This window comes from Rhizobium sp. P44RR-XXIV (assembly GCF_001999485.2).
Taxonomy (GTDB): domain Bacteria; phylum Pseudomonadota; class Alphaproteobacteria; order Rhizobiales; family Rhizobiaceae; genus Rhizobium.
This window is the reverse complement of sequence record NZ_MPVZ02000028.1, coordinates 1,644,605-1,666,916: the sequence shown is the minus strand read 5'-3', so window position 1 is coordinate 1,666,916 and position 22,312 is coordinate 1,644,605. Positions and strand designations below refer to the sequence as shown.

The 22,312-nt window shown below is 61.4% G+C and carries 20 protein-coding genes and 1 pseudogene; 15 read left to right on the top strand and 6 right to left on the bottom strand.

Features of this window, described 5'->3' with window-relative positions; translation table 11 throughout:
- Nucleotides 1-3: 3 nt before the first annotated feature.
- The 3 genes from BSK43_RS25320 to BSK43_RS25310 are packed head-to-tail and all read left to right on the top strand — an operon-like array spanning nucleotide 4 to nucleotide 3,643.
- Complete coding sequence (locus tag BSK43_RS25320) at nucleotides 4-1,992, top strand: acetyl/propionyl/methylcrotonyl-CoA carboxylase subunit alpha (RefSeq protein ID WP_077471199.1); 1,989 nt, start codon at nucleotides 4-6, stop codon at nucleotides 1,990-1,992.
- Nucleotides 1,989-2,858, top strand: a complete 870-nt coding sequence (locus BSK43_RS25315) for a hydroxymethylglutaryl-CoA lyase (protein WP_077471198.1) — start codon at nucleotides 1,989-1,991, stop codon at nucleotides 2,856-2,858. The genes BSK43_RS25320 and BSK43_RS25315 overlap by 4 nt, the downstream gene beginning before the upstream one ends.
- Nucleotides 2,855-3,643 carry a crotonase/enoyl-CoA hydratase family protein gene (locus BSK43_RS25310; RefSeq protein WP_136687229.1) on the top strand — a complete coding sequence of 263 codons (789 nt, stop codon included), beginning with the start codon at nucleotides 2,855-2,857 and terminating at the stop codon, nucleotides 3,641-3,643. Before BSK43_RS25315 ends, BSK43_RS25310 begins: the two co-directional genes overlap by 4 nt.
- On the opposite strand, the gene BSK43_RS25305 is transcribed toward BSK43_RS25310, so the two are convergent.
- Nucleotides 3,640-5,010: a TIGR03808 family TAT-translocated repetitive protein gene (locus BSK43_RS25305; RefSeq protein WP_077471196.1), complete on the bottom strand. Its 1,371-nt coding sequence runs from the start codon at nucleotides 5,008-5,010 to the stop codon at nucleotides 3,640-3,642. The genes BSK43_RS25310 and BSK43_RS25305 overlap by 4 nt on opposite strands.
- A 217-nt stretch (nucleotides 5,011-5,227) precedes the next feature.
- On the opposite strand from BSK43_RS25305, the gene BSK43_RS25300 reads away from it, so the two are divergent.
- The 4 genes from BSK43_RS25300 (at nucleotide 5,228) to BSK43_RS25285 (ending at nucleotide 9,751) form a co-directional block, all read left to right on the top strand.
- Nucleotides 5,228-5,995: a carbon-nitrogen hydrolase family protein gene (locus tag BSK43_RS25300; protein ID WP_077471195.1), complete on the top strand. Its 768-nt coding sequence runs from the start codon at nucleotides 5,228-5,230 to the stop codon at nucleotides 5,993-5,995.
- A 29-nt stretch (nucleotides 5,996-6,024) separates the two neighbouring features.
- Nucleotides 6,025-7,035 carry a ligase-associated DNA damage response exonuclease gene (locus tag BSK43_RS25295; protein WP_077471194.1) on the top strand — a complete coding sequence of 337 codons (1,011 nt, stop codon included), beginning with the start codon at nucleotides 6,025-6,027 and terminating at the stop codon, nucleotides 7,033-7,035.
- A complete protein-coding gene (locus tag BSK43_RS25290) occupies nucleotides 7,035-8,672 on the top strand; it encodes a cisplatin damage response ATP-dependent DNA ligase (protein WP_077471193.1) in 1,638 nt (545 codons plus the stop codon). The genes BSK43_RS25295 and BSK43_RS25290 overlap by 1 nt, the downstream gene beginning before the upstream one ends.
- 89 nt (nucleotides 8,673-8,761) lie before the next feature.
- Nucleotides 8,762-9,751 carry an alpha/beta fold hydrolase gene (locus BSK43_RS25285; protein ID WP_077471192.1) on the top strand — a complete coding sequence of 330 codons (990 nt, stop codon included), beginning with the start codon at nucleotides 8,762-8,764 and terminating at the stop codon, nucleotides 9,749-9,751.
- A 12-nt stretch (nucleotides 9,752-9,763) separates the two neighbouring features.
- On the opposite strand, the pseudogene scpA reads toward BSK43_RS25285, so the two are convergent.
- Both scpA and BSK43_RS25275 read right to left on the bottom strand, forming a co-directional pair.
- Nucleotides 9,764-11,895: pseudogene (gene scpA, locus BSK43_RS25280) on the bottom strand (methylmalonyl-CoA mutase).
- 347 nt (nucleotides 11,896-12,242) lie between these two features.
- Nucleotides 12,243-13,496: a methylmalonyl-CoA mutase family protein gene (locus tag BSK43_RS25275; RefSeq protein ID WP_246662668.1), complete on the bottom strand. Its 1,254-nt coding sequence runs from the start codon at nucleotides 13,494-13,496 to the stop codon at nucleotides 12,243-12,245.
- Between the two features lie 156 nt (nucleotides 13,497-13,652).
- Between BSK43_RS25275 and BSK43_RS25270 the strand changes: the two genes are divergently transcribed.
- Nucleotides 13,653-14,459 carry a L,D-transpeptidase gene (locus BSK43_RS25270; RefSeq protein ID WP_077471190.1) on the top strand — a complete coding sequence of 269 codons (807 nt, stop codon included), beginning with the start codon at nucleotides 13,653-13,655 and terminating at the stop codon, nucleotides 14,457-14,459.
- A gap of 161 nt (nucleotides 14,460-14,620) precedes the next feature.
- Nucleotides 14,621-15,352: a L,D-transpeptidase gene (locus BSK43_RS25265; protein ID WP_077471189.1), complete on the top strand. Its 732-nt coding sequence runs from the start codon at nucleotides 14,621-14,623 to the stop codon at nucleotides 15,350-15,352.
- 97 nt (nucleotides 15,353-15,449) lie between these two features.
- On the opposite strand, the gene BSK43_RS25260 is transcribed toward BSK43_RS25265, so the two are convergent.
- Nucleotides 15,450-15,914: a MarR family transcriptional regulator gene (locus BSK43_RS25260; RefSeq protein WP_077471188.1), complete on the bottom strand. Its 465-nt coding sequence runs from the start codon at nucleotides 15,912-15,914 to the stop codon at nucleotides 15,450-15,452.
- Between the two features lie 134 nt (nucleotides 15,915-16,048).
- Here BSK43_RS25260 and BSK43_RS25255 point away from each other — a divergent pair, with 134 nt between their 5' ends.
- The 3 genes from BSK43_RS25255 to BSK43_RS25245 all read left to right on the top strand — a co-directional run bounded on the left by BSK43_RS25255 (nucleotide 16,049) and on the right by BSK43_RS25245 (nucleotide 17,689).
- Complete coding sequence (locus BSK43_RS25255; protein WP_068385214.1) at nucleotides 16,049-16,471, top strand: organic hydroperoxide resistance protein; 423 nt, start codon at nucleotides 16,049-16,051, stop codon at nucleotides 16,469-16,471.
- Nucleotides 16,472-16,596: 125 nt separating this feature from the next.
- The gene (locus tag BSK43_RS25250) at nucleotides 16,597-16,980 is read left to right on the top strand and encodes an MbcA/ParS/Xre antitoxin family protein (protein ID WP_077471187.1); all 384 of its coding nucleotides are present in this window, start codon (nucleotides 16,597-16,599) and stop codon (nucleotides 16,978-16,980) included.
- The gene (locus BSK43_RS25245) at nucleotides 16,940-17,689 is read left to right on the top strand and encodes an RES family NAD+ phosphorylase (RefSeq protein ID WP_077471186.1); all 750 of its coding nucleotides are present in this window, start codon (nucleotides 16,940-16,942) and stop codon (nucleotides 17,687-17,689) included. Before BSK43_RS25250 ends, BSK43_RS25245 begins: the two co-directional genes overlap by 41 nt.
- 6 nt (nucleotides 17,690-17,695) lie before the next feature.
- Here the strand turns inward: BSK43_RS25245 and BSK43_RS25240 are convergent, their stop codons facing one another.
- Nucleotides 17,696-18,142 (bottom strand): MarR family transcriptional regulator, encoded by a 447-nt coding sequence (locus BSK43_RS25240; protein ID WP_068385223.1) that lies wholly within the window; start codon nucleotides 18,140-18,142, stop codon nucleotides 17,696-17,698.
- 71 nt (nucleotides 18,143-18,213) lie between these two features.
- On the opposite strand from BSK43_RS25240, the gene BSK43_RS25235 reads away from it, so the two are divergent.
- Both BSK43_RS25235 and BSK43_RS25230 read left to right on the top strand, forming a co-directional pair.
- Nucleotides 18,214-18,939: a thioredoxin family protein gene (locus tag BSK43_RS25235; protein ID WP_077471185.1), complete on the top strand. Its 726-nt coding sequence runs from the start codon at nucleotides 18,214-18,216 to the stop codon at nucleotides 18,937-18,939.
- A gap of 221 nt (nucleotides 18,940-19,160) precedes the next feature.
- Complete coding sequence (locus tag BSK43_RS25230; RefSeq protein ID WP_077471184.1) at nucleotides 19,161-19,937, top strand: VOC family protein; 777 nt, start codon at nucleotides 19,161-19,163, stop codon at nucleotides 19,935-19,937.
- Between the two features lie 138 nt (nucleotides 19,938-20,075).
- On the opposite strand, the gene BSK43_RS25225 is transcribed toward BSK43_RS25230, so the two are convergent.
- Entirely contained in the window at nucleotides 20,076-21,602 is a 1,527-nt protein-coding gene (locus BSK43_RS25225; protein WP_136687228.1) for a helicase HerA-like C-terminal domain-containing protein, read from the bottom strand.
- A gap of 217 nt (nucleotides 21,603-21,819) precedes the next feature.
- Here BSK43_RS25225 and BSK43_RS25220 point away from each other — a divergent pair, with 217 nt between their 5' ends.
- Entirely contained in the window at nucleotides 21,820-22,218 is a 399-nt protein-coding gene (locus tag BSK43_RS25220; protein ID WP_077472676.1) for a hypothetical protein, read from the top strand.
- Nucleotides 22,219-22,312: the final 94 nt, after the last annotated feature.

Genomic DNA, 22,312 nt, shown 5'->3' with positions numbered 1-22,312 from the left:
TAGATGTTTTCGAAGATACTGATCGCCAATCGCGGAGAAATTGCCTGCCGGATCATCCGGACGGCAAGGGGGCTGGGTGTCCGCACGGTCGCCGTCTATTCGGATGCCGATATCGATGCGATGCATGTGGCGCTCGCCGACGAGGCCATCCATATCGGCGCGGCGGCCGCCAGCGAAAGCTATCTTTCAAAAGAGAAGATCATCTCGGCGGCTCAAAGGGCCGGCGCGCAAGCCGTTCATCCCGGCTATGGCTTCCTGTCGGAAAATGCCGGTTTTGCCGAGGCGGTCGAGAAGGCCGGGCTGGTCTTCATCGGCCCGTCGCCGGCCTCGATCCGAGCCATGGGTCTCAAGGATGCGGCCAAGGCGCTGATGGAGCGTGCCGGCGTGCCGGTCGTTCCCGGCTATCATGGTGAGGGACAAGAGCCGGGCTTTCTGGCCGAGCAGGCTGATGGCATCGGCTTTCCAGTCCTGATCAAGGCGCGGGCGGGCGGTGGCGGCAAGGGCATGCGCCGCGTCGATCGGCCAGAGGATTTTCCGAGCGCATTGGAAGCGGCGCAGCGCGAAGCCAAATCGGCCTTCGGTGACGAGGCCGTGCTGATCGAGAAATATCTGGTCCAACCTCGCCACATCGAAATCCAGGTTTTTGGCGATAGCCAGGGCAATGTCGTGCATCTCTTTGAACGTGATTGTTCGCTGCAGCGCCGGCACCAGAAGGTGATCGAGGAGGCGCCGGCGCCCGGCATGACGCAGGAGATGCGCAGCGCCATGGGCGAGGCGGCCGTTCGCGCCGCCCGCGCCATAGACTATCGCGGCGCAGGTACGGTCGAGTTCATCGCCGATGTCTCAGATGGCCTGTCACCGGATCGCTTCTTCTTCATGGAGATGAACACCCGCCTGCAGGTCGAGCATCCCGTCACCGAGGCGATCGCCGGCGTCGATCTGGTCGAATGGCAATTGCGTGTTGCCAGCGGCGAGCCATTGCTGAAGACGCAGGACGAACTCACCATAAACGGCTGGGCCTTCGAAGCTCGCATCTATGCCGAGGATCCATCGCGCGGCTTCCTGCCTGCAACCGGCACGCTCTCGCATCTCCGCTTTCCCGAAGGCAATGTCCGCATCGATGCCGGCGTGCGCGAGGGTGACAGCATCACCCCGCATTATGATCCGTTGATCGCCAAGCTGACGGTCCATGCCGCGGACCGTCCGGCTGCGCTCGCCAAACTGACGCAGGCGCTGCAGCAGACGCAGGTGGCCGGCACCACCACAAACCTCGATTTCCTCACCCGCCTCAGCCAGCAGCCGGATTTCGTCGTGGGCCGTCCGGATACGGGGCTGATCGATCGGGAGGCGGAGGCTCTGACGTCTGCGCAACCGCCCGACGATGCAGCGCTGGCTATCGCCGCCATTGCCGAAGCGGGAGGCTTTACTCGGCTTGAGGGCACCGATCCGGGGTTTGCTCTTGGCGCCTGGCAGATCTGGGGCGAAATGAGCCGGCCCGTGACGCTGCATTTCGGCGGCGGCCAGGCAAATTGCCGTGTTACTGCAAAGGGCCGGGAGCTTTTCAGTGTCGCTTTCGAGGGTCGCACCATTCCCGTGCGTCTCCTGATGCAGGGCGATGATACCCATCGCGTCGAGATCGATGGCCGGCAGTCGAGCGTCGATATTTTTGAGGCATCGCATGGTATGACGCTGTTCCTCGACGGGCGCACGCATCATTTCCATCGCCTCGATCCGCTCGATGGCGGAGAAGAGGCATCGGCGGGCGGTGACCGGCTGATCGCCCCGATGCCGGGTCTCGTCAAGATTGTCCGCGTCCGTGAGGGCGATGTGGTGACCAAGGGGCAGGCGTTGATCGTCATGGAAGCCATGAAGATGGAGCTGACGCTGACGGCTATGCGCGACGGCATCGTCGAGAGCCTGCATGTCGGCGAGGGTGACCAGACGAGCGAGAGCGCCGTGCTTCTGTCGCTACGGCCGGAGGATGCGGCATGATGGAAGATCTGCCCAACCATGTCACGATCGTTGAAATGGCCCCGCGCGACGGCCTGCAGAACGAAAAGCAGCTGATCGATACCGCGAGAAAGATCGAGCTGGTCGATCTGCTTTCCGATTGCGGCTTCGGCCGCATCGAAGTCACCAGCTTCGTCAGCCCGAAATGGGTGCCGCAGCTTGCTGACGCCGCTGCCGTCATGGCCGGCATCGCGCGCAGGCCGGGTATCCGCTATGCGGCGCTGACACCCAATATGCAGGGCTTCGAGGCGGCAATTGCTGCGGATGCCGATGAAATAGCGATCTTCGCCTCTGCGTCCGAAACCTTCTCGATGCGCAACATCAATTGCTCGATAGCCGAGAGTATCGAGCGCTTCCGGCCGGTGGCGGCCGCGAGCCGTGATCGTGGCGTTCCTCTACGCGGCTATGTCAGCTGCGTCGTCGAATGCCCTTATGAAGGCGCCGTGCCTCCGGAGAATGTCGTGAGTGTAGCCTGGCAGCTGCGGGCGCTCGGTTGCTATGAAGTCAGCCTCGGCGACACGATCGGCAAGGGCACGCCGGAGGCTGTCGACCGGATGCTGGCTGCTGTTCTGGGGGAGCTTCCGGCTACGGCGTTTGCCGGCCATTTTCATGACACGTCGGGGCGGGCGCTCGACAATATTGCCGTCGCGCTCGAGCGCGGTTTGCGCGTGTTCGACGCCTCGGCCGGCGGGCTTGGCGGCTGCCCTTTTGCGCCCGGCGCAAAGGGCAATGTCGATACCGTCGCGGTCCATGAATATCTGACGGCACGCGGCTACGAGACCGGCCTTGACGAGGAGAAACTCGCCCGCGCCGCCGCTTTTGCCCGCAGCCTCAGGAGTGCCTCATGACACCGCAAACGATCCGTATCGCCACCGATGAACGCGGTGTCGCTCGCCTCACTCTGGCACGTCCGGAAAAGCATAATGCTCTTTCGGCCGATATGATTGACGAGTTGACGGCTGCAGCCCGCGATCTTGGCAATGACAAGGCAGTCCGGGTCGTGGTCCTTGCCGGTGAGGGCGCCAGTTTCTGCGCCGGCGGCGATCTCGGCTGGATGCGCGCCCAGTCGAGCGCAACGCGCGACGGGCGCATGATCGAGGCGCGGCGGCTCGCCATGCTGTTCAAGGCGCTGAACGAATTGCCCAAGCCGCTTGTCGCGCATGTCCATGGCAATGCCTTCGGCGGCGGCATTGGCATCTTGAGTGTCTGCGACATGGTGATATCAGCCACCACGGCACGCTTCGGCCTGACGGAGGTGCGCCTCGGCATCATCCCCGCCACCATCAGCCCTTACGTCGTTGCCCGAATTGGCGAGGCCAATGCCAGGCCACTCTTTCTTTCGGGCAAGATCATCGATGCCTGGCAGGCGCATGCTGCAGGGTTGCTTTCAAGGGTCGTACCCGAAGAGGCGCTGGATGAGGCTGTCGAGGCGGAAGTCCGCCATTTCCTTGCAGCTTCCCCACAGGCCGCGGCACGTGCCAAGGCGCTCGCCCGCTCGGTCGGTCGGCCGATCACCGATGGCATGATCGATCATGTCGTCGAGCAATTGGCGGATGCCTGGGAAACCGAAGAGGCGAAAGAGGGGGTGACCGCCTTCCTCGAAAAACGGCGACCGAACTGGCTGCAGGCCTAAACCAGCCTGTTGTTCTCGATGCTCAATTGCGGGAACTGCGTGTTTCCCTTGGCGAGTTCATCGGATGCCGGCTTGTCCCAGCGAAAGCCCATGATCGCGCCTTTTTCCATCTCCTGGAAGAGATTGCCCGATATCACGGCCGAGCCGGCGCCATCGGCCACCGAGACGACGCAGCCGATGCCGGCATGGCGGACGATGTTACCTTTGGCGACCACATTGCGGAGATAAGGCCCCCAGCCGAGTTTCAGTCCCCAGAGCGGCGCGTTCTCGATGACATTATCGGCAATCAGCGTGTCCGCTTCGGCCGATATGCCGATGCCGAACCCGCCGTCCTGAGCGTATGGGGCTGTCAGCGACAGATTGCGGACGATGTTGCCCGTCACGGTGGCGAGCCGGCCGCCCTTGTCGAAATTGGCGACGGCGATGCCGTTGGCCGCGCCGTCGATCAGATTATTGTTGATGGTGGCGCCCACGAATTCGAACTCACAGAAGATCGCCGTCTCGCCGGAGCGCAGGCATTGATTGCCCGAGATCTGCACGTTCGATGCCGAATTGGCGCGGATCGCGGTGAAGGCGCAATCGGCAATGCGGTTACCGGAAACCAGCACGCCGTCGGCGCGAAAAACATTGATGCCGTTGCCGTTCTGGCCGGTGCCGCCACCATTGGCGCCGATGCGGGCGATGCGATTATCGGTAATGCTGCTGCCGTCCTCGGCCTTGTCCCAGCGATGGATGAGGATGCCGCCATTGCCGCAATCCTCGACGCTATTGCCCGAGACAGTCAGCCCGGTCGACTGCACGGAATAGATGCCGGCTTCGGCCGCGCCCGAGATGCGGTTACGCTCTATCCGGCCGCCGCAGCGCTCCAGCTGCAGCGCATGCTTGCGGCTGCCGGCAATCACGCAATTGTCGATCAGCACGTCATCGACGCCGGTGAATTGCAGAAGACCACCGGCATAGTCCGCCAGCCAGCGATTGCCGCCATCCAGAACCAGGCCGGAAAGCTCGATGCGCTTGGCCTTGTCGGCATTCATCAGATGGCCGTCGCCGCCATAGACGAGACGTGTTGCGCCGGGAACGCCGGTGATGCGCGTATTGTCGGGGAGCGTCAGGTTCGAGATCGTGAAATTGCCGGGCGGCAGAAGCAGAGGCACTTTGTTGCGCGCGGCGGTGTCGATCATCGCCTGCAGCTTGCCGCTCTTGAGGTCGCTCGTGCCCGGCGTTGCCTTGTAGGCGATGGCATCGATCGGGCCGCGCAGTTCGGCGCCATTCATCTTCGCAAGCGGGGCAGCAAAAATGCGGGGCGCGAACAGGCCAGCCGCCGCGGAAGCGGCGACAGAGGCGATGAACGCGCGGCGCTGGATCATGGCGAACTCCCGAAACAACGGTGAACAGGCAGAAATCGTGCCAGGTAAATCTGTCTCGTTTTGGCACGCTTGCGGCCCGCAGTCGGGGCTCGGGCGCCTTCATGCTGGCCGCAGAGGCGTATCCTTTGCATCTCCTTAACCAATACGGGACAGACGGCGATCGGAATTCGATCGGTTCAGCCTATGGGCGACTCGCCGTCCATGCTAGCTCTGCCGCATGCGCATCGCAGCCTTTCAACGTATGGCACTTTTCGACGCCGTCGATCAGGCGGCGGACGTGTTGGCGCGCGATCTTGCATGGGCGGAAACCCAAGGCATCGATCTCGCTCTCTTCCCCGAATGCTACCTTCAGGGTCATAGCTACGACGAGGCCATCGCCAGGCGGCGCGCTCTTTCCCTGAATGATCCCCAGTTGCATGCTCTCGTTGGCCGCTTTGCCGTGGGGAGAACGACTGCGATCGTCGGCTTTTTCGAGCGGAGAGGCAACGCGCTCTACAACAGCGCTATCGTCACCAAGGCAGGCCGGATAATCGGCGTCTATGCCAAGGCACATCCTCTGGAAAGCGGTTGTTCGCCCGGAAAGGATTTCCCTGTCTGGGAAGAGGGCAGCTGGCGCTTCGGCATCAATATCTGCGCCGATCTCAGATACCCCTATACATCGCGTCGCCTGGCTCGAAACGGCGCCGGCCTCATCTGCAACCCCATCAACCTGATGCTGCGGCCCCACAAGGCGGAAAGGTGGCACAAGCCGGGCATATCGAGCCTGCAAACCTGCGCCAGACACACGAAATGCTGGGTCATGGCGTCAGATGTCGTCGGCAGCAATGATGACGGCTGGTTCAGCTATGGCAGCACTGCCATCGTCGATCCCAAAGGCGTCGTCGCTAAGGCGAAGCCACATAGCGAGGATGTCCTTGTTTTCGATCTGCCCGATCGACAGCCGGTACGCGGATTCGATCAAAAAGCAGAGCTCATCGCTACCTAATCGTGCAAATCGCGCTATCCTCTTGAATCATGAGACCGGAGCAACTGCTTTATCCCGCGCCTGAAGGATTGTTCTGTCCGATCGGCGGCTTTTACATCGACCCCGTGCAGCCGGTCGAATGTGCGCTGATAACGCATGGCCATTCCGATCATGCCCGCTCGGGCCACGCCCATGTGCTCGCCACACGCCAGACCCTCGATATCATGCGCATTCGCTATGGCGCTGAGTTCGCCGGATCGGAGCAGGCAGCCGACTTCGGCGAGGAGGTGACGATAAACGGGGTGAAAGTGTCCTTCCATCCGGCGGGCCACGTTCTCGGCTCGGCCCAGATCGCGGTGGAGAAGGATGGGTTGCGGATCGTCGTGTCAGGCGATTACAAGCGCCGGCCCGATCCGACCTGTGCGGCCTATGTGCCCGTTCCCTGCGATGTCTTCATCACCGAAGCCACTTTCGGGCTGCCGGTGTTTCATCATCCCGATCCGATGGCCGAGACACGGAAGCTTCTGGCGTCCCTTCGCCAGTTCCCCGAGCGGACCCATATGATCGGCGCCTATGCGCTCGGCAAGGCGCAGCGCGTCATCCGGCTGCTGCGTGATGCCGGCTATGACAAGCCAATCTATATTCATGGCGCGCTCGAGACCTTGTGCGACTACTACATCAGCCAGGGCATCGCGCTTGGTGAATTGCGGCCGGCAACGGTAGAAAGCCGCGATCAGTCGATCTTCCACGGCGCCGTTGTCGTCGGCCCGCCGTCTGCTTTCCAGGACCGTTGGGCGAGGCGGTTTCACGATCCATTGCCGGCTTTTGCCTCCGGCTGGATGATGGTGCGCCAGCGCGCCAAACAGCTCGGCGTCGAGTTGCCGCTGGTCATATCGGACCATTGCGACTGGCCGGAGCTGACCGAGACGATTTCCGAGTTGAAGCCGGCCGAGGTCTGGGTCACCCACGGCCGCGAGGAAGCGCTGGTGCGCTGGTGCGAGCTGCAGGGCATCGCGGCCAAGCCCTTGCATCTCATCGGCTATGAAGACGAGGGCGATTGATGAAAGCCTTTGCCGATCTCCTCGACCGCCTGGTGCTGACGCCGAGCCGTAACGGTAAGCTGAAGCTGCTGACTGACTATTTCCGCGACACGCCCGATCCCGATCGCGGTTATGGCCTTGCCGCCATCGCCGGCACGCTGGAGGTGCGCAACGTCAAGCCCGCCATGCTGCGCGAGCTCGTGCTGGAGCGCATGGACGAGGTGCTGTTCCGCTATTCCTATGACTATGTCGGCGATCTCGCCGAGACCATCTCGCTGGTCTGGGACAAGGAAAGCGATATCGAGCGTTCTCCTGCCGAACAGCCGCGGCTCGGCGAGGTTATCGGCCGCATGAATGCGCTGGGGCGTACCGAGGTTCGCGGTTTCGTCCGCGATTTGCTGGACAAACTGGATACTTCGGGGCGCTTCGCCTTCCTCAAGCTCGCGACCGGTGCCCTGCGCATCGGCGTATCGGCTCGGCTTGCCAAGCAGGCGCTGGCCGAGCTCAGCGGCAAAGACGTGACCGAAATCGAAACGCTGTGGCATGGCCTGCAGCCGCCCTATGAAAGCCTGTTCCAATGGCTTGAGGGGCGGGGAGAGCGGCCGGTTCTGGCGACGCCGGCGATCTTCCATTCCGTCATGCTCGCCAATCCGGTCGAGCCGGGTGATCTCGATGGGCTGGATCCGAGAGACTTCGCGGCCGAATGGAAATGGGACGGCATCCGCGTCCAGCTTTCGCGCTCCGGTTCCACGAGCAAGCTTTATTCTCGCTCCGGCGACGATATCTCCGGCGCCTTTCCCGATATCGTCGATGCGATGAGCTTCGAAGGCGTCATGGATGGTGAGCTGCTGGTCGGTGGCACCGTGCGCTCCAACAGCGCGACGCGCAGCTTCTCGGATCTGCAGCAGCGCCTCAATCGCAAGACGGTCACAGCGAAGATGCTGGAGGAGTTTCCTGCCTTCATCCGAGCCTACGATCTTCTGTTCGACCGCGAGAAGGATGTGCGTGGTCGCGGTTTTCTCGACCGACGCCAGCGGCTGACCGAGATCGTCGAGACGGCGCCCCACGACCGCTTCGATCTGTCGCCCCTTGTCGATTTCACGTCCTGGGATGAACTCGACCGGCTGCGTTCCTCGCCACCAGATCCGGTGATCGAGGGCGTGATGATCAAGCGCCGTGACAGCGCTTATCTCGCCGGCCGGGCCAAGGGGCCATGGTTCAAATGGAAGCGCGATCCCTACAATGTCGATGCCGTGCTGATGTATGCGCAGCGCGGCCACGGCAAGCGTTCCAGCTATTATTCCGATTTCACCTTCGGTGTCTGGTCGATGACGCCGGAGGGCGAACAGCTGGTGCCCGTCGGCAAGGCTTATTTCGGTTTCACCGATGCCGAGCTCGAAGTGCTCGACAAGTTCGTGCGTAACAACACGGTCGACCGCTTTGGTCCGGTGCGGGCGGTGCGCGCCGATCGCGATTTCGGCTTCGTCCTCGAAGTTGCCTTCGAGGGCATCAATCGCTCGACCCGCCATAAATCCGGTGTTGCGATGCGTTTTCCCCGCATCGCCCGTCTTCGGCCGGATAAGCCGCCCTATGAGGCGGATAGGCTGGAAACTTTGATCGCGCTGATTGACGCGAAGGCTCCCGCTGTTGATGAATAGGGTAGGGCGATTCCTCACCACAATGTGAGTTGGCCTTGCCTTTCAATCCATGCAGATTTGAGCTGCGCCGGGATATTTGGACAAAGCCTATGACCATGTCTGACGACAACATATTCCGTCCCAATCGCCGCCGCGTTCTGGCCGGTCTGGCTGTCACGCTTTTCGCGCCGAATATTGTGAGAGCGGCTGATGACAGCACGGTTGGGAGCAAGCCGGCCGATAGCAAGCCAGTGGTTGTCCCCAGGGGTGATGAAAAGGCCGCGGATGCGCCGCCGCTGATGTCGGGCGACTACCGCAAGGAACGCTATCTCTTCAAGACGGATCTGCTCAGCAAGGGGCCGGCGCCGGATATCTACGAACCGCTGGTGACGCCGCCAACCGCCGACCAGCTCTTCTATCGCAGCGGTCTCGGTGGCCAGTTGGAGCTTGTCGCCTGGGTCTCCCGTTACGTGCGCACACGTACGCCGAAACCGGCCGTGCTTTTCCTGCATGGCGGCAATGCCATCGGCCAAGGTCATTGGCAGCTGATGAAGCCCTATGTCGAGGCCGGCTATGTCGTCATGATCCCCTCCATGCGGGGTGAAAATGGCCAGAAGGGCAATTTCTCCGGCTTTTACGATGAGGTGGCCGATGTGCTGGCCGCCTCCAACCGTTTGCGCAATTTGCCCGGTGTCGACCCGCATCGCATGTTCCTCGCCGGGCATAGCATCGGGGGCACGCTGGCCATGCTGGCGGCCATGTCGACCAAGCGTTTCCGGGCGGTGGCGCCGATCTCCGGCAATCCGGATGCCTATGCCTTTTTCAGCCGCTATCCGGAGGACATCCGGTTCAACACCAAGAATCCGCGCGAATTCCAGATGCGTTCGCCGCTCTGCTATGCGCGCAGCTTCAGAAGCCCGATGAAGCTGTTCCACGGTACGGAGGAAGCCCATTTCGACTCGCGGCTGGCGCTGCTCGCCAAACGCGCGACGGCCAGCGGCGTGAAAATAGAGATGGCGACGGTGCCGGGCAGCCACAATTCAGCCCTGCCGGGCGAGATCGAACAAAGCATCCAGTTCTTCAAGAGCGTGGCTGTCTAGCGGCAATAGCTGCTAGACCATCAATCTTTCGATCAATGCCGCTGCTGCTTCCGCGATCACGGTTCCCGGCGGGAAAATCGCGTCTGCGCCGGCTGCCTCCAGTGCCGAGAAATCCTGGGGCGGGATGACGCCGCCGACCGCGATCAGGACATTGCCGGCATGGCGGCGCAACAGTGCTTCCTTCAATTCCGGCACCAATGTCAGATGGCCAGCCGCAAGTGAGGATGCGCCGAGGATATCCACACCTTCCCGAACGGCAACATCCGCCACTTCTTCCGGCGTCTGGAACATCGCGCCGACGATGACGTCGAAGCCGAGATCGGCGAATGCCGTTGCGATGACTTTCTGGCCGCGATCATGGCCGTCCTGTCCCATCTTGGCGATGAGAATGCGGGGCTTTTCGCCGCGCGCCTTGCGGAAGGCTTCGACCGCGGCGACTGCCTTGTTGAAGATCGGGTCGGCATCGCCGACTTCCTGACGATAGACGCCAGAGATGGTCCTGATCACGGCGACATGGCGGCCGAAGGCCTTTTCCATCGCCAGCGAAATTTCGCCGACCGTCGCCCTTGCCCGTGCCGCCTTCACGGCAAAGTCGAGCAGATTGCCCGTGCCGTTGCGTGCGGCATCCGTCAAGGCATCGAGGGCCGTTTCCACCGCGGTGGTCTCGCGCGTGCCCTTCAATTGCTGCAGCTTCGAGAGTTGCCGAGCCCGCACTTCGGAATTGTCGACCTTCAGCACGTCGACTTCGATATCCTTTTCCGGCTTGGAAAAGTTGATGCCGACGAGGATCTGATGGCCGCTGTCGATACGCGCTTGCGTGCGGGCCGAGGCCTCTTCGATGCGAAGCTTCGGAATGCCCTTTTCGATCGCCTTCGCCATGCCGCCGAGCGCTTCGACCTCCTCGATATGCGAAAGGGCGCGGGCTGCAAGATCATGGGTCAGACGCTCGACATAGGCCGAACCGCCCCAGGGGTCGATGATGCCTGTCGTGCCGGATTCCTTCTGCAGCAGGATCTGCGTGTTGCGGGCGATGCGGGCCGAATGGTCGGTCGGCAATGCCAAGGCTTCGTCGAAGGAATTGGTGTGGAGTGATTGTGTATGCCCCTGCGTCGCCGCCATGGCCTCGACCATGGTGCGGATGATGTTGTTCATCGGGTCCTGTGCCGTCAGCGACCAGCCGGAGGTTTGGCTGTGAGTCCTGAGCGCCAGGGATTTCTGGTCCTTCGGTGCGAAATTCTTCTGCATCAGCGCAGCCCAGATCAGCCGGCCCGCGCGCATCTTGGCGACTTCCATGAAGAAGTTCATGCCGACGGCCCAGAAGAAGGAGAGGCGAGGCGCGAAACTGTCGATATCCATTCCCGCCGCGACGCCCGCCCGCGCATATTCTATGCCGTCGGCGATCGTGTAGGCCAGTTCCAGATCGGCGCTCGCTCCGGCTTCCTGCATGTGATAGCCGGAAATCGAGATCGAGTTGAACTTCGGCATGCGCTGGCTGGTATAGCTGAAAATGTCCGAAACGATCCGCATCGAAGGCTGTGGTGGATAGATGTAGGTGTTGCGGACCATGAACTCCTTGAGGATGTCGTTCTGGATCGTGCCCGACAGCTTGTCCTCGGAAACGCCTTGTTCCTCGCCTGCGACGATATAGAGCGCCATGACCGGCAGCACGGCGCCGTTCATGGTCATGGAGACGCTCATCTCGTCGAGCGGTATGCCGTCGAAGAGCTGGCGCATGTCGAGAATGGAATCGATCGCCACGCCTGCCATGCCGACATCGCCCGCCACACGTGGATGATCGCTGTCGTAGCCGCGATGGGTGGCAAGGTCGAAGGCGACGGAGAGACCTTTCTGGCCGGCGCGAGGTTGCGGCGATAGAAGGCGTTGGACTCCTCGGCCGTGGAAAATCCGGCATACTGCCTAATGGTCCAGGGTTGCTGGACATACATTGTCGGGTAGGGGCCGCGCAGGAAAGGTGCGGCGCCGGGATGAGTGTCGAGGAAATGCAGGCCGGCGAGATCGCGTTCGTCATAGCGACGCTTGACGGCGATGCCTTCCGGCGTATCCCAGACCAGCGCATCCGTCACCGCCGCCTTGGTTTGCGGCTTTGTCCAGGGGATATTGGCGAAGTCGGGGATTCTGGTCATGGAGCCGATACCTCCGTGAATGTTGAGCCTGGGTTACCCCCCTCTGTCACTTCGTGACATCTCCCCCACAAGGGGGGAGATCGGTAACCTGTGGCGCGAATTTGCCCCAAATCGGTATTCAGCCAGCTGGAACGGCGTTGGATACTGTTGTGGAGAGAGCGACGTGCTCCCAACGATCTCCCTGTGGGGGAGATGTCGCGAAAGCGACAGAAGGGGGTACTGCGCGCACGGCAGATTCGACAAACAAGATCATGCCCCCACTCCCTCATCCAGCCGCACCGGTGTCAGCCCCATCCCGCCCGCAAGCGGCCCCAGCGGACCCAGGATCTCGACCGGCCGCTCCGTCTTCATGGCAAACAAGGTGGATCCAACAATGGGCTTGCGCTGCGGCTTGCACACGCCTCGGCAACCATCGCCGCCAGTTGGCCGCTGGCGATCACCTTTGCCAAGCCGCCGTCGCGCTCGATACCGGTAAAGATTTCCCACGCCCGTTCGGCCAGTGCATCGGTCAGCGCTTCGATGCCACCAGCGCCGGCGGCGGGATCTGTGACGTGATCAAGATGGCTTTCGGCGATGAGGATCGTCTGTGTGTTGCGCGCCAACCGCCGCGCCAGCGGATCGGGAATGCCATGCGCCAGGCTGTGCGGCAGCACGGCGATCTCGTCGGCGCCGCCGGTGCCGGCGGCAAAGACCGCAATTGTATTGCGCAGCGTGTTCGTCTCCGGGTCGAGCGTCGTGAGCATGCGATAGCTGGTTTCGACGAAGAGATGCGCTGGCTTGGGATCGGAAACCCCACAGACCTCGGCGATGCGGCCGAAGATCAATCGTGCTGCACGGATCTTGGCCATGGTTGTGAACTGATTCTGGTCGGCCGACAGGCAAAGGCTCGCCGCCGTCAACGCTGCTTCCGGCGAAAGTCCGGCGTCATTCAGCAAGCGCAGATGGCCTGCAAGGCTTGCGGCCATGACGGCCAGCTCCTGCGCTTCGGTTCCGCCGGCATTGTGGACGGCGCGGCCGTCTGCGTTGACGATCGTGCCGGGCAGCTTTTGTTCGGAGAAACGGCGAATGTCGCCCGTTATATCGGCTTGCGCGGCACCTGCTGAAAAAGCGTCGAGGCCAAGGTGTATCACCGTCAGTGGGTTGGCTTTCAGCGCAGTGCTCAAAGTCGCCGTGGCATCATTGGTGAAGCCATCGAGGCGCAGCGAGATGGACTTGCCGGATAGCGCGTCAGCGATTCTCTGGGCAAATGCCGGCGTGTCGACGCTGGTTCCCGTGCCAAAGCCAGAGGCGGATTGAGGGGAGACGATACAAATGCCGCTGGCGCCGTTGGCAAGATCGTCCTCGAGCTGCCGAAGAGCGCGATCCACATCGGGATCGTCCATGCGCTGGGTGAGGGTCCAGGGGATATCGGCCCGCTTGCGCGATAGAGGCGCGCAGTCTGACCGGCGCTCGTAGAGCGGTTCGATCGCAATGCCGTCGTCGGTTTGCGATACCAGCGTTTCCTGGAAATCCTTGCCCTTCAGCGCCCGTTCCACCAACTTCAGCCAGGTCTTGCGATCGGTCCGGTCGAAGATGCTCGGGTCGAGACTGTCGATATTCATGCCATCCTCCGTCTCGCAATGGTCTAGCCCATGATGCCGCGAGGGAAAACAGAAGTTTGGTCAATCCGCGCAATATCTTCGCTGCCGACGCCAGCTTCGCTCCAGCCGCATCCGCCATGATGTCGCCGACCCGATCTGTGTTCCAAATGGTTTTCGATGATGGCCGATCTGCTGCCCGTTTCCCGTCGCCTGCTTGCCGCAGCCGCCTTGGCTGGTTTGTCCGCCTGCAGCATCATTCCGGATACAGGTGCGACCGATCCGGATCGCTTCGTGCAGGACACGACGCCGGTGTTTTACCGCCCGGAGGGCATCGATCCACAGAGAGTGCATCGCTTGCCCGTGCAGCCCGTGCCGCAATCTCGTGATCTCTTCCGCACGCAATTCCATCAGACCTACGGTCTGCCGACCTTCAATCCGGTGCATCAGGCCATGTATGCGCAGCGCAGCGAAGACGACTTCACGCTGCCGGCCATTCCCTACAAGCGCATCGATCCGCGCTTCCTGCGTCAGGAAGTGGACTACACGAGCAGCGAGCGGCCCGGTACGATCGTCGTCGATACCAGAAGCCACTACCTCTATCTTATCGAGCCGGGCGGCAAGGCCATGCGTTACGGCGTGGGCCTGGGTGCCGCAGGTTATGCCTGGCATGGCAAAGGCGTGATCCAGTGGAAGCAGAAATGGCCGCGCTGGACGCCGCCGGCCGAAATGGTTTCCCGTGAGCCGCAGATGAGGCCATTGTCGGCCGAGCGCGGCGGCATGAATCCGGGGCCGACCAATCCCCTCGGTGCACGGGCGCTTTACATCTATCAGAATGGCAAGGACACGCTTTACCGTGTTCACGGGACGCCGGATTGGCAGTCGATCGGCAGGGCGGCTTCGTCCGGCTGTGTGCGCATGCTCAACCAGGACGTGATAGATCTCTACAACCGAGTGCCGGACAAAGCCGAAATTGTCGTTTTGTAGTGCTAATTTACCACAAATTTTCGTGATGTTGCATAAGTGCGATAGCGGGACGCGGCTGCGCTCTTTAGTTTCGCTCCTGTCTCTGCGAACCTCCGGGGAGCCGAATCAGCCTGTTTGTCTCGGGTTCTTGCTTCCCCTTCAATAGGAACGATGCTGTCGACATGAGCGTGCCTCCATCACTATCCCGACGTAATTTCCTCACCCTTGCTAGCATCGGCGCCGTCACGACGCTCGCCGGCTGTGCCTCCACTGTCGAAAACGGCTCTGTCGTCAGCCCGGTGCAATATACCGGCTCGCCCAGGCCGTTCCGTACCTGGTTCTCCAGCTATGATGGCGAGCAACCGGATCCGGCAGTGATCTATGCGGCCGTGGACGACGGCGGTTTCCATGTTCCGGCCGTACCCTACCAGCAGATTGATCCGCGCTTCTATCGCCAGCGCGTCGTCGATCCGACAGGCGAAGCACCCGGTAGCGTCGTGGTCAACACCACCCAGCGCATGCTGTACGTCACCGAACAGGGTGGCACGGCGATGCGTTACGGCATCGGCGTCGGCCGCGAAGGCTTTGCGTGGCAGGGCCGCGGCGTCATTCAATGGCGCAAGAAGTGGCCGCGCTGGAACCCGCCGGATGAAATGGTCGCCCGCCAGCCGGAGCTCGTCAAGTTCTCTATCGCCAATGGCGGCATGGATCCTGGCCTGAAGAACCCGCTCGGCGCCCGCGCGCTCTACATCTTCGAAGACAAGCAGGATTCGCTTTACCGCCTGCACGGCAATCCGGAATGGCGCTCCATCGGCAAGGCCGTTTCCTCAGGCTGCGTCCGTCTGCTCAATCAGGATGTCATCGATCTCTATGACCGCGTTCCCGAGCGCGCACCGATCCTGGTCACCGCGTAAGATCGCAAGACCACGAAAACAGCAGGGCGCCCGAAAGCGGCGCCCTTTTTTATTTCCTCGCTTTTACCGCAAAGGCACATGGTAAACGCGCGCGGCCTCACTCGGCGGCGAGGTTGGTCTTCAGCCGCCGCAACTGGTCGCGCAAATTGGAGATCTCGGTCATGTCGCAGCCGGTAGCCTGACCGATGGCGCCCATGATCGTGTCGACCTGACATTGCATGGCGCTGCCCTTTTCCGTGAGTGAGACGATCACCTGACGCTCATCCCTCGGATCGCGTGCGCGGCCGATCAGGCCTGCCTGCTCCAATCGCTTCAGAAGAGGCGAGAGCGTGCCAGAATCGAGATCGAGCTTTTCGCCGATGATCTTGACCGATAGGCTGCCTTTTTCCCATAGGACGAGCATCACGAGATATTGCGGATAGGTGAGGCCAACCCGATCGAGGATCGGCTTGTAGGCGCGGTTAAAAGCATGCGCAGCGCTGTAAACCGCAAAGCAAAGCTGCCTTTCGAGCCGCTTTTCCTCATCCGGGATGATGGTTTGCCCATTCACATTGTCTGTCATTGCTGCTCCGCCATTTTCTTGTTGGCGGCATTGTCACAAATTCACTTTGCAAAATCAAATTGCAAAAAATATATGTTGCGCACGATTAAATCGTGATATATACAATAATCATCCAAACCGAAGGGAGACATGACATGCCTATTCTCTACACCACCAAAGCTTCTGCCACGGGTGGCCGCGCTGGCCGCGCTGTTTCCGAAAATGGCGTTCTCGACGTCACGCTGACCGTTCCGAAGGAACTTGGCGGCGATGGCGCCACCGGCACCAATCCTGAGCAGCTTTTTGCTGCCGGCTATTCCGCCTGCTTCCTCGGTGCTTTGAAATTTGTCGCAGGTCAGCAGAAGGTCAAGGTTCCGGAAGACACCAAGGTCACCGTAACGGTCGGCATCGGCCCGCGTGAGGACGGCGGCGGTTTCGGCATCGACGTAGCCCTGTCGGTTCACATTCCCGGTATGGACAAGGCCGAAGCTGAAAAGCTTGCCGCCGCTGCTCACATCGTGTGCCCCTACAGCCACGCCATGCGCACCTCGACCGAAGTGCCTGTCACCGTCGCCTAAGACGGAACTTAGTCGTGCTGCCTCAAGGGCGGCAAGAATAGATTGGGAGCGGTGAGCTTTTTATTCGCCGCTCCTTTTCCTTTGCAAGAAATATGCTATATCTTTTCCAAGGAAAGGATGTGGCTATGGCAAAAACCCAAATATTGAGTCAGGCAAAACCTGGTGAAGCTGTTGTCATCACCAAGGCTGTGGTCAATGCCGCCGAGCGGCTGGGATTGAATGCCCGCATACTGGCGGCCGTCATCGGTGTTTCGGAGGCTACGGTCTCGCGCATGAAGCGGCAGGATCATCTTCTGGAGCGCGACAGCAAGCCCTTCGAACTCGGCGTGCTCTTCGTCCGCCTGTTTCGCTCGCTCGACGCCATCGTTGGCGGCGACGAGGCCGTGGCGCGCCAGTGGCTGCGCAACAACAATCTCGCCCTTGGCGCAGCACCCCAAGACAAGATCACCTCGATTTCCGGATTGACAGATGTCCTTGCCTATCTGGACGCCCGCCGCGCTCTCATCTGAGGCGCGCGCTATTTCCGGCCGCTATTGGCGGCTGGTGGAATCGCAGCATCAGGTCTCGACGCTGAAGCTGGTCGATACTCTGGAGGAGCAGGCGCTTCTCGAAACGCTTCTGGAGGAGAGCAAGCCGGTCCTGCCGCCGGAATGCGCTGGTCTCGACTATCTGCTGGCGACGCCCTTTCGCTATGGTGCAATCTATCCGCACGGCTCCCGTTTTCGGCGTGCGGGCCGCACGCTCGGTGTTTTCTATGCCTCAGAGCAGGTGGAAACGGCGCTGGCCGAGATGAGCTTCTATCGGCTGCTGTTCTTTCGCGATTCCCCGGACACGCCCTTGCCCGGTAATGCGGCGGAATACACAGCCTTTGCGGCGGCGATCGCCACTAAACAGGCAATCGACTTGACAAGCCCCCCATTGGACCGTGACCGGCAGCAGTGGACCGATCCGGTCAACTACGAAGCATGCCAGTCGCTTGCCGAGGCGGCGCGAGCGGGAGGGGGCGAGGCTATCCTCTATCGGTCCGTGCGGGATCCCCAGGGCGGCAGGAACATCGCCCTTTTGACCGCCAAGGCTTTTGCTGCGCGCGAACCTGTGGAACGCCAAACCTGGCGCATCCGCCTGTCACGAGCCGGCGTTCAGGCACTCTGCGAATTTCCCAGGCGCCGCATCGGCTTCGAAAGGCAGGATTTCGGCAACGATCCCCGGCTGTCGTAACAGCCTTCAGAGCAGCATTGCCAGATCGCGGCGCAAGCGGTCGCCGTTGCCATCGGGCAGCCGCTCTTCCAGCGCCGCATGCGTCAGCTTCCACGTGGGTACGGCCGCGGCAAGAGCCGCTTGACCCGAAGGTGTGAGGCTGAGAAGGCGAGCGCGGCGATCCTTAGGATTGGGCACGATGTTTACCCATCCGCGTCGCTCCAGCGGTTTCAGGGCGGCAGTCAGCGTCGTCTGGTCCATCGCAAGCAGCGCCGTAACCGAGCCCATGGATGCGGGCATTGGTCTATTCAGGGACATCATCAGGGAAAACTGGCCGTTGGTCAGTCCAAACGGTCTCAGCGCTTCATCGAAGCGACGAGCCAGGGCGCGTGCGGCACGCTGCACATGCAGGCATAGGCAGGTGTCGCGCACAAGTAGGGTGGTTTCAAAGGGGACTTGTACTGTGTTTGACATGATTAAATAATATTGATATCAATGTATTTGTCAAGATTTTGGAGTTGGAACGCCGGAGGAGGGCGCTGACAATGAACCAGATCGTTTCCAGAGACGTATGGCTGGAGGCCCGTCGGCAATTGCTCGCCAGCGAAAAGGAGGCGACGCATCTGCGCGATCGCGTCAATGCCGAGCGCCTGGCTCTGCCATGGGTGAAGGTGGACAAGGATTATGCCTTCGACACGCCTGCGGGCAAGAAGTCGCTTGCCGATCTCTTCGATGGCCGCCACCAGCTGATCGTCTATCATTTCATGCTCGGCCCGGACTGGGATGCCGGCTGCACCGGCTGCTCCTTCCTTGCCGATCATCTCGATGGCGCACTTCCGCATCTCAACCATCATGACGTTACGTTGATAGCCGCATCCCGCGCCCCGCTCGAGAAGGTTGAAGCCTACAAAAAGCGCATGGGCTGGCGTTTCCCCTGGGTGTCGTCCTTCGGCAGCGACTTCAACTTCGATTATCAGGTCTCCTTCTCGAAGGAGCAGCTCGCCGGCGAGACGGTTTTCTACAATTTCACGCCCATGGATTCGGCAGAAGGGTTTGACGAGCTTCCCGGCCTCAGCGCCTTCTACAAGGACGATGCCGGCAATGTATTCCACACCTATTCGAGCTATGCCCGTGGCCCGGAAGAGTTGATCGGCACCTTGATGATCCTCGATCGCGCCCCGAAGGGACGCAACGAAAGCAGCACGATGAATTTCGTCCGGCGCCATGACGAATATGAGGACACTGCGAAGGCGGATTCCTGCTGCCATTGATGCGGATGGGACCCGATGGATCTAAGCGGCGGAAACATAGGGGTCGAATTATCGCGCGTCGTGCCTAGTTATAAACTAGCACCTGCTTGCCGGGTAACAGACGGGTCGGTCGATCGACCATCGCTCGGCCGTCACTTTTATCGGCGATGATGCGCCTGTGCCGACATCGTGCGCAGGCCGATACAGACGACTGCCACAATTACAATAGGGAGAGAGATTCGATGGCTGAGAAGGGATATTTTGTCTGGTACGAGCTGATGACGTCGGATATGGCGGCAGCAGAGGCTTTCTACCGCAAGGTTGTCGGCTGGGATGCAGCCGATGCCGGCATGCCGGAAGTCGGCATGGACTACACGCTGTTCAGTGCCGGTGCAGGTCCGGTCGCCGGGTTGATGATTTTGCCCGAGGAAGCAAAAGCCATGGGCACGCCGCCTTGCTGGACCGGTTATATCGGCGTTCCCGACGTCGATGAGGCCGCAAAGACCGTTGTTGCCAAGGGCGGCAAGCTTTACCGCGAGCCGACCGATATTCCAGGTGTTGGCCGCTTTGCCGTGGTTGCCGATCCCTATGGCGCTGCCTTCTGCCTCTTCACGCCGTTGCCGGGTCAGGATTGGGAACCGGCGGCGCCCGCTACCCCCGGCTATTTCGGATGGCACGAGCTTTATGCCGGTGACGGCCCGAAGGCTTTCGATTTCTATTGCGAGATGTTCGGCTGGGAATCGAGTTCCGATTTCGACATGGGGCCGATGGGCAAATACAAGATCTTCAAGATCGGCGACCGCGACTTCGGCGGCATCATGACCAAGCCGGCTGAAATGCCGGTGCCGGCCTGGAACTTCTACATCAATGTGCCGGCAATCGACGCGGCGATCGCTCGGATCACCGAAGGTGGTGGCACGATCGTCAATGGCCCCATGGAAGTTCCCGGCGGCAGCTGGATCGTCCAGGCTACCGACCCACAGGGGGCGTTTTTCTCCCTGGTCGCACCGGTGCGATAAAATAACACCTCCCCCTTGAGGGGGGAGGTCGCCGCAAAGCGGCGGGTGGGGGTGACTTCGGACCTCTGGAGATCGTCGCAGATCACCCCGCCCCGGATCTTCGCTCCGACCCTCCCCCTCAAGGGGAGGGTAAAGCTTCTACCGCTTCAGGCTGCCGAGAATTCCCCGCACCAGCGCACGGCCGACTTGCGTGGCGACCGTACGGGCCATGCTTTTCATCGTTGCTTCCAGGATCGTCTCGCAGCTGATAGCCGAGCGGCCGCGGGCAGCCGGTTTGCTGTCGCCGCCGCCGAAGCCGGGGAGCGTCCAGCCGCCGGTGCTGGAGCCACCTTCCTTGGTTGCTGCCTCATCGGCCGCCTTGCTGGCGCGCGCCGCGAGGATCTCGTAGGCAGATTCGCGATCGATGGTCTGATCATAGAGGCCGGCAACCGGGCTGGCGTTGATGACGGCCTGGCGTTCGGCATCGGTCAGGGGACCGATGCGCCCGGACGGCGGCCGGATCAGGGTGCGCTCGACGATCGACGGCGCACCCTTGCCTTCGAGCATGGACACCAGCGCCTCGCCGGTGCCGAGCGTGGTGATGATATCGGCGGTCTTGAAAGCCGGGTTGGGGCGGAACGTGTCGGCCGCCGTCTGCACTGCCTTCTGCTCGCGCGGCGTATAGGCGCGCAGGGCATGCTGCACGCGGTTACCGAGCTGCGCCAGCACGGTTTCCGGCACATCGAGCGGGTTCTGCGTGACGAAATAGACGCCGACACCCTTGGAGCGGATCAGGCGCACGACCTGCTCGACGCGCTCGATCAGCACCTTCGGCGCATCGTTGAAGAGCAGATGCGCCTCATCGAAGAAGAAAACCAGCCTTGGCTTTTCAGGGTCACCGACTTCGGGCAGCTCCTCGAAGAGTTCGGAGAGCAGCCAGAGCAGGAAGGTGGCGTAGAGGCGCGGGTTCATCATCAGCTTGTCGGCGGCAAGCACCGACACCTGCCCGTAACCGTTGTTGGTGACGCGCATGATGTCGGAGATTTTCAGCGCCGGCTCACCAAAGAAGTTTTCGGCTCCCTGCTGCTCCAGCACCAAGAGCGATCGCTGCAATGAGCCGACGGAGGTCTTGGAGATCAGGCCGTATTTGTTGGAAAGCTCGCTGGCATTCTCACCCATGTAGTTCAGCAGCGCCTGGAAGTCCTTGAAGTCGAGCAGCGCCAGGCCATTTTCATCGGCGATCTTGAAGGCGATGTTGAGCACGCCTTCCTGCGCCTCGGAGGCATCCATCAGCCGCGAAAGCAGCAGCGGTCCCATCTCGGCGACGGTGGCACGGACGCGATGGCCCTTTTCGCCGTAGATGTCCCAGAAGATCACCGGAAACTGCTCGAATTCATAGGGCTTAAGGCCGATTTCCTCGGCACGCTTCAAAAGGAAATCCTTCGGCTCGCCCTTGGCGGCAATGCCCGAGAGGTCGCCCTTGATATCGGCGCAGAAGACAGGCACGCCGGCCTTGGAAAACCCCTCCGCCAACACCTGCAATGTCACGGTCTTGCCGGTGCCGGTCGCGCCGGTGACGAGGCCGTGGCGGTTGCCGAATTTCAGCGTCAGGAATTCGTCCTTGTTGATGCTTTCGTCCGGATTGCGGCTGGCGCCCACGAAAATCTGTCCGTCCTGCTGCGGCATGGTGTCGTCTCCCTCTGGGCGGCGGCACAGCAACTTTTGAGGGTTGCCAGAGCCGTTCATCGATTTGTCCTGACACTGTTATAAGAACTGACTTGAACGGGGACAACCATTCGCGTCATGCTTATGCTTCTGGTAGTATAACGAGGTCCGGCACGGCTTGTGTCGGTTGCCCCGTTCAGTTACGTTGACGTTAACGTTATAAAGGCAGGAGGCCAAAGTGAACGAAGTTATTGACCAGATCGCAACCAAAGCCGGCATTGCTCCTGATCTCGCAGAGAAGGCCGTCGGCATGATCCTCGGCTTTCTGCAGCGCGAGGCACCCGATGGCCCCGTCACCAAGATGATCCAGGCGATCCCCGGCGCGCCTGATCTCGTTGCCCAGTATAACGGCGAGGGCAGCACGGGCGGCGGTGGTCTGCTCGGCGGTCTTCTCAGCGCAGTCGGCGGCGGTGGCGGCCTCATGGCGCTTGGTCAGCAGCTGATGAGCAGCGGCCTCAGCATGGGCGAGATCACCTCGCTCGCCAAGGAAACGATCGCAACGGCTCGCCAGCATGCCGGCGACGAAGTGGTCGACCAGGTCGTCAACTCGGTCCCGGGCCTGCATCAGTTCCTCTGAGGCGAATAAGGCCTTTCCGGAAAGCTCGGGGAGGCCAGCCGCCAGAGGCCCGTGGATTTTGCGGGCGTCGTCAGCGAGCGATAATTTAATCTTC